The organism is Methylobacterium sp. CCH5-D2 (assembly GCF_001556475.1).
GTDB classification, from domain to species: domain Bacteria; phylum Pseudomonadota; class Alphaproteobacteria; order Rhizobiales; family Beijerinckiaceae; genus Methylobacterium; species Methylobacterium hispanicum.
Genome location: NZ_LSIX01000474.1, coordinates 1 through 5,858, shown reverse-complemented (window position 1 = coordinate 5,858; position 5,858 = coordinate 1). Strand labels below are relative to the sequence as shown.

3 protein-coding genes and 1 pseudogene are annotated in these 5,858 nt (G+C 70.6%); all 4 read left to right on the top strand.

From position 1 onward, the window contains the following. Nucleotides 1-400 (top strand): annotated as a pseudogene (locus AX737_RS34320) (porin); the annotation flags it as partial. A 387-nt stretch (nt 401-787) separates the two neighbouring features. Then, nucleotides 788-2,107 (top strand): MFS transporter, encoded by a 1,320-nt coding sequence (locus AX737_RS12050; protein ID WP_066921625.1) that lies wholly within the window; start codon nt 788-790, stop codon nt 2,105-2,107. Between the two features lie 123 nt (nt 2,108-2,230). Further along, nucleotides 2,231-4,861: an aconitate hydratase AcnA gene (acnA, locus tag AX737_RS12045; RefSeq protein WP_066921622.1), complete on the top strand. Its 2,631-nt coding sequence runs from the start codon at nt 2,231-2,233 to the stop codon at nt 4,859-4,861. A 186-nt stretch (nt 4,862-5,047) separates the two neighbouring features. Beyond that, a complete protein-coding gene (locus tag AX737_RS12040; protein ID WP_066921620.1) occupies nt 5,048-5,791 on the top strand; it encodes a transporter substrate-binding domain-containing protein in 744 nt (247 codons plus the stop codon). Nucleotides 5,792-5,858: the final 67 nt, after the last annotated feature.

The following is a 5,858-nucleotide window of genomic DNA, read 5'->3' as shown; positions in this document are numbered from 1 at the left end:
GCTGCACTACTGGACGCCGCAGTGGCGCTCGGCCTTCTACGGATCCTACGGCGAGAACAGCTTCGCCGCGGGCGCCCGCTTCGCGCAAGGGTCGTTCTTCGGGCTGCTCGGCACGGGCCCCGGCGTGCCGGGCAGCCGCTACTACCAGCTCAACAATATCCTGCGGGACAACTACCAGATCATCACCGGTGCGAGCTTGATCTGGTCGCCAGTCAAGGACCTCGATATCGGCGTGGAGGGCGCCTACTTCCAGTACGGCGTGACCAGCGGACGGGTGCTCGACCTGAACAAGTTGCCCGGGCAGAACCCGGCCTACGTCAACAACCTGGCCAATCCGGTCCGCACGATCACGAACGTCGACGCCTTCCAGGCGCGCATGCGGGTCCAGAGGGACTTCTAGAGCGCTCTCGCGCCGAAGCGGACGCCGGTTCGGCGCGAGAGAGCGCGTCCAGACAAGAGGTTGGAGCCGTTCCCGATCGCAACGCGATCGGGAACGGCTCCAGCCGCGCCCCGTGGGCGGGGGACCCGGTTCGCCGGCCTGGCCGGTTCTACCGATGTGGATTTCATATCAAGAAAAGACATTCGGACTTCGCGCGGGTCGGGGCGGCGGATTCTGTCCAACGGACGGCTCCGAAGTTTGCGCAAGGCGAGGGCGGAGCGTGGCGCGCGAATGCAAGCGCGGACGGCGCGCCCTCGATTGCATTTAAAGACTATATAATGTAGATACCGCGACACCGGGATGGGCCACTCAGAGCCCAGAGCAGCGACCCGCAGCCGGGAGGAGACGATGACAGCAGCCGACGACGCAGCGCTCGAGCGCTCGACCACGCGCAAGGTGTTCTGGCGCATCATTCCCTACACCTTCGCCCTCTACGTCATCTCCTACCTGGACCGGGCCAACCTGGGCTACGCGGCCCTGCAGATGAACAAGGAGCTCGCGCTCACGAGCGAGGCCTTCGGCTTCGCGGCCGGGATCTTCTTCATCGGCTACTTCCTGTTCGAGGTTCCGAGCAACGTCGCCCTGAACAAGTTCGGGGCGCGGGCGTGGATCTCCCGGATCCTCATCACTTGGGGCATCATCGCGACGCTGACGGCCTTCGTGCAGAACGCCACGCAGCTCTACATCCTGCGCTTCCTGCTCGGCGTCGCGGAGGCGGGCTTCTTCCCCGGCATCATCATCTATCTGACCTTCTGGTTCCGGGCGAAGGAGCAGGCCACGACGGTCGCCTTCTTCACGGCGGCGATCCCCGTCTCCTACCTGATCGGCGCCCCGCTCAGCACCTGGATCATGGATCACGTGTCGGGCTTCGGCCTGTCGGGCTGGCGCTGGATGCTGCTGATCGAGGGCCTGCCCGCCGTGATCGCCGGCATCGCCAACTACTTCGTCATGACGGACCGCCCCGAGCAGGCGCGCTGGCTGAGCGCGCAGCAGCGCGACTGGCTGGTCGGCGAACTGCGCAAGGAGCAGGCGACCAAGCGCGACGTCAAGCATCTCGGCCTCTGGGCCGCGATCACGAACCCGAAGGTGCTCTTCCTGTCGGCGATCTACTTCGTCTACCAGGTCGGCAATCTCGGCATCGGCATGTGGATGCCGCAGATCATCAAGAGCATGTCCACCGACCTCACCCATTTCCAGGTCGGCCTGGTCGCCACGATCCCCTACGCCTTCGCGACGCTCGTGATGGTGCTCTGGTCCAAGAACTCGGATCGGACGGGCGAGCGGCAGAAGCATACCGCGCTGCCCCTCCTGGCGGGCGCCGTCGCGCTCGGCTGCACGGGCCTCGTCGCGGGGCCCGTCGCGGGCCTCGCCCTGATCTCGGTGGCGCTGGCCGGGATCTACGCGTTCAAGTCCCCGTTCTGGTCGCTGCCCGGCCTCTTCCTCACGCGCTCCACCGCGGCGGTCTCGATTGCGGCGATCAACTCGATCGGCAACCTCGGCGGCTTCGTCGGGCCCTACGCCATCGGAGCGATCAAGGACTGGACCGGGAGCGCGCTGGGCGGTCTGATCTTCCTGTCCGGGCTCCTCTTCGTGTCGTTCCTGATGACGTGGTTCGTCCGGATGACGAACGGGCCCGCGGCCGTCACGCCCGCCGGCGCGCACGCCTGAGACTCCGCGCGCCCGGCCGCTCGCCGTGAGACGACGTCACCGGCCGGGCCGCGTCGGCCCGTCCGGATCCGGATCCGGACGGGCGCATCCGCAGAGCGCTCCCTTTCGCCAGAGGTCTCGTCCATGACCGTCTCCGACACCGTCCTCGCCGGCCGCGCGTGCCGCGTGGTCGATCTGCCCGCCTTCGCGGGCGCGGCCCTCGGGCGGCTGCCGTGGCTGCACCGGGTCCTGCTGGAGAACCTCCTGCGCCGGACCGCCCCGGGCGACCCGGCGCGCGACGCGATCCCGGGCTGGCTGGCGGACGGGCGGAGTGCTGCCGAGATCCCGTTCCACCCCGGCCGCATCCTCATGCACGACACGACCTGCGGTCCGGCGCTCGTCGACATCGCGGCCTCCCGCTCGGCGCTCGCGGAGGCGGGCGGCGATCCCACCCGCCTCAACCCCGTCCTGCCCGTGGATGTCTCGACGGACCACTCGGTCGCCGTCGACGTGTTCGGGACGCCCGACGCGCTCGCGCGGAACATGGAGGCCGAGCTGCGGCGCAACCTGGAGCGCTACCGCTTCATGAAGTGGGCGACGCGCGCCCTCTCCAACGTGACGGTGCATCCGCCCGGCACCGGCATCATGCACACGATCAACCTGGAGCGCCTCGCGACCGTCGCCACGACCGAGACCCGGAACGGCACGGTCTGGGCCGTGCCCGATACGCTGATCGGCACGGACAGCCACACGCCGATGATCAACGGCATCGGCGTCGTGGCCTGGGGCGTCGGCGGCCTGGAGGCCGAGAGCGTGATGTTCGGCATGCCGGTCACCATGCGGGTCCCCGAGGTGGTCGGCGTGCGCCTGACCGGCCGGCTGCGGGAGGGCGTGCTCGCGACCGATCTGGCCCTGCGCGTGACGAGCCTGCTGCGCACGATCGCCCTGTCGGGGCGCTTCGTCGAGTTCTTCGGCCCCGGCGTATCCACGCTCTCGGCCGGCGACCGATCGGTCGTGGCCAACATGGCGCCCGAATACGGCTCGTCCTCCGGCTACTTCCCGATCGACGACCGCACGATCGCCTACCTGCTCGCCACCGGCCGAACGGCCGAGCACGCCGCCTTCGTGGAGGCCTACGCCCGGCGGACCGGCCTCTGGTTCGATCCCGAGGCCCGCCCGGTCTACGACCACGTGCTCGACCTCGATCTCGACACGGTGACGGTCGCGCTCGCCGGGCCGCGCCGGCCCCAGGACCTGCTCACGCCCGACAGGACGCGGGCGGCCATCGCACCGATGCGCCGCGCCGACGCGCTGCCGCCCACCCCGGCCGATCCGGTCCCGGACGCCTGCGTCGCCATCGCCGCCATCACGAGCTGCACCAACACCTCGGACCCGCGGCTGCTCGTGGCGGCCGGGCTTCTCGCCCGCAAGGCCCGCGCCCTCGGCCTCGCGCCGCGGGGATGGGTCAAGACCTCCCTCGCGCCCGGCTCGCCGACCGCCGAGCGCTACCTGCGTCGCTCCGGCCTGCTGGAGGATCTGGAGGCGATCGGGTTCGGCATCGTCGGATACGGCTGCACCACCTGCATCGGCAATTCGGGCGCTCTGCCGGCCGCGGTGACGCAGGCCGTCTCCGCGCGCGGCATCCTCCCGGTGGCGGTGCTGTCGGGCAACCGCAACTTCCCGGGCCGCGTCCATCCCCAGCTGGAGGCCGGCTTCCTGGCGTCGCCGCCCATGGTGATCGCCTACGCGCTGGCGGGGGACGTGGATCGCGACATCCTGCAGGATCCCATCGCGGCGGCACGGGACGGGACCGCAATCCACCTCGCCGACCTCTGGCCGAGCGGCCGCGAGATCGACGCGGCGATGACCCGGGCCGCCCGCGCGGAGGATTACGCGCCGGCCTACGACGCGGCCGAGGCCAACGCGGTCTGGGCCAAGCTCGACGCGCCGGCCACGCCGCTCTACCCGTGGGATCCGGCCTCGACCTACATCCGCCGCCCGCCCTTCGCGGCCGTGACGGGCGAGGAGCGCCTCGGCGTCTATCGGGCCGACGCGATCCTAGTGGTGGGCGACGACATCACCACCGACCACATCTCGCCCGCCGGCGCCGTGCCGGCCGGGAGCGAGGCGGCCGCCTACCTGATCGCGCGTGGCGAAGACCCGCGGGACCTCAACGTCTTCTCCTCCCGGCGCGGCAACTGGGAGGCGATGGTGCGCGGGTTGTTCACCAACAAGACGGTGAAGAACCTGATCGGTCCCGCGATCCCGCCGGGCAGCACGATCCATGCGCCGACCGGCGACGTGCTGCCCCTCTACGAGGCCGCCGCCCGCTACCGGGCCGAGGGCCGATCCGTCGTCATCGTCGCGGGCGAGCGCTACGGCATGGGATCGTCGCGGGACTGGGCGGCCAAGGGGGCGAGCCTGCTCGGAGCGCGCGCCGTGCTGGCCGCGAGCTTCGAGCGGATCCACCGCTCGAACCTCGTCAACATGGGCATCCTGCCGCTGCGCCTGCCGCCCGGGCTGCATCCCTCGACCCTGGCGTTGCGGCCCGGGGACAGCCTGGAGGTGAGGGCCCCTGCCGAGCGGCTGGCGCCCCACGCCCCCATCGACGTCACGATCCGTCGGGCCGGGGGATCGACCGAGGCCTTCGCCGCGGCGGCGGCCGTCGAGACGAGCCTGGAGGTGGAGGTTCTGATCGCCGGGGGCGTCATCCCGTTGATCCTGCAGCGGTCCCTCGGGGCGGCGCCGGACCGGCCCGCGACGAGCGCGGCCTAGAGCACGATGCGGGAAAGTGGAAGCCGGTTTCCCGCAAAAATCATGCGAAAACAATAACCTGGAGCCTGCTGCTGTTTCCGGAAAAAGCAGCGGGCTCTCGCACGAACCGTCCGGGTCCGGGCCTCGCGCGCCGGCCTCGGGGACCCTCTCGCCTCGCCGAACCTCTCGCCTCACCAGGACTCGCGAATGGATCCGTGCGCCCCGTCCGACCTCGTGCGGGCCATCGCCCCGACCGGCACGCTGCGCGTCGCGATCAACTACGGCAACGTCGTCCTGGCCCAGACGGGGCCGGACGGGGCGCCCGCGGGCGTCACGGCGGACCTGGCCCGCGAACTGGGCCGGCGTCTGGCGGTCCCGGTCCGGTTCACGACCTACGACACCGCCGGAAAGGTGGTCGAAGCGCTAGGCGGAGACCGTCCGTGGGACATGGCCTTCCTGGCGATCGACCCGCTGCGGGCGGAGACGATCGCGTTCAGCCCGCCCTACGTGATCATCGAGGGGGCGTACATGGTCCCCGCGACCTCGACCATCGCGTGCAACGACGACGTCGACCGGGCCGGCATCCGCATCGCGGTCGGCCGTGATACCGCCTACGACCTCCATCTCGGCCGCCACCTCAAGGCCGCCGAGCGTGTCTTCGCGCCGACCTCGGCCGCGGCGCTGGAGCGCTTCGAACGGGGCGATGTCGATGCGGTCGCATCCGTCCGACAGCCCCTCGAAGCCCGCGCCAGGGGACGGACGGATGTCCGCGTTCTGCCGGGATCCTTCATGGCGATCCGGCAGGCCATCGCCATTCCCCGGGGCCGCCCGCTGGCGGACGGCTACATCCACGCCTTCATCGAGGCGTTGAAGCAGGACGGTTTCGTCGCCCGCTCGCTGGAGCGGAGCGGCCAGCACGAGGCGGTCGTTGCGGCAGGACATCGATCGTGACCGCCTGTGATACCGTTCCCGGTCGATCGCATCGGTCGTCGGCGCGGCAAGCCGGCAGGCGAGGATG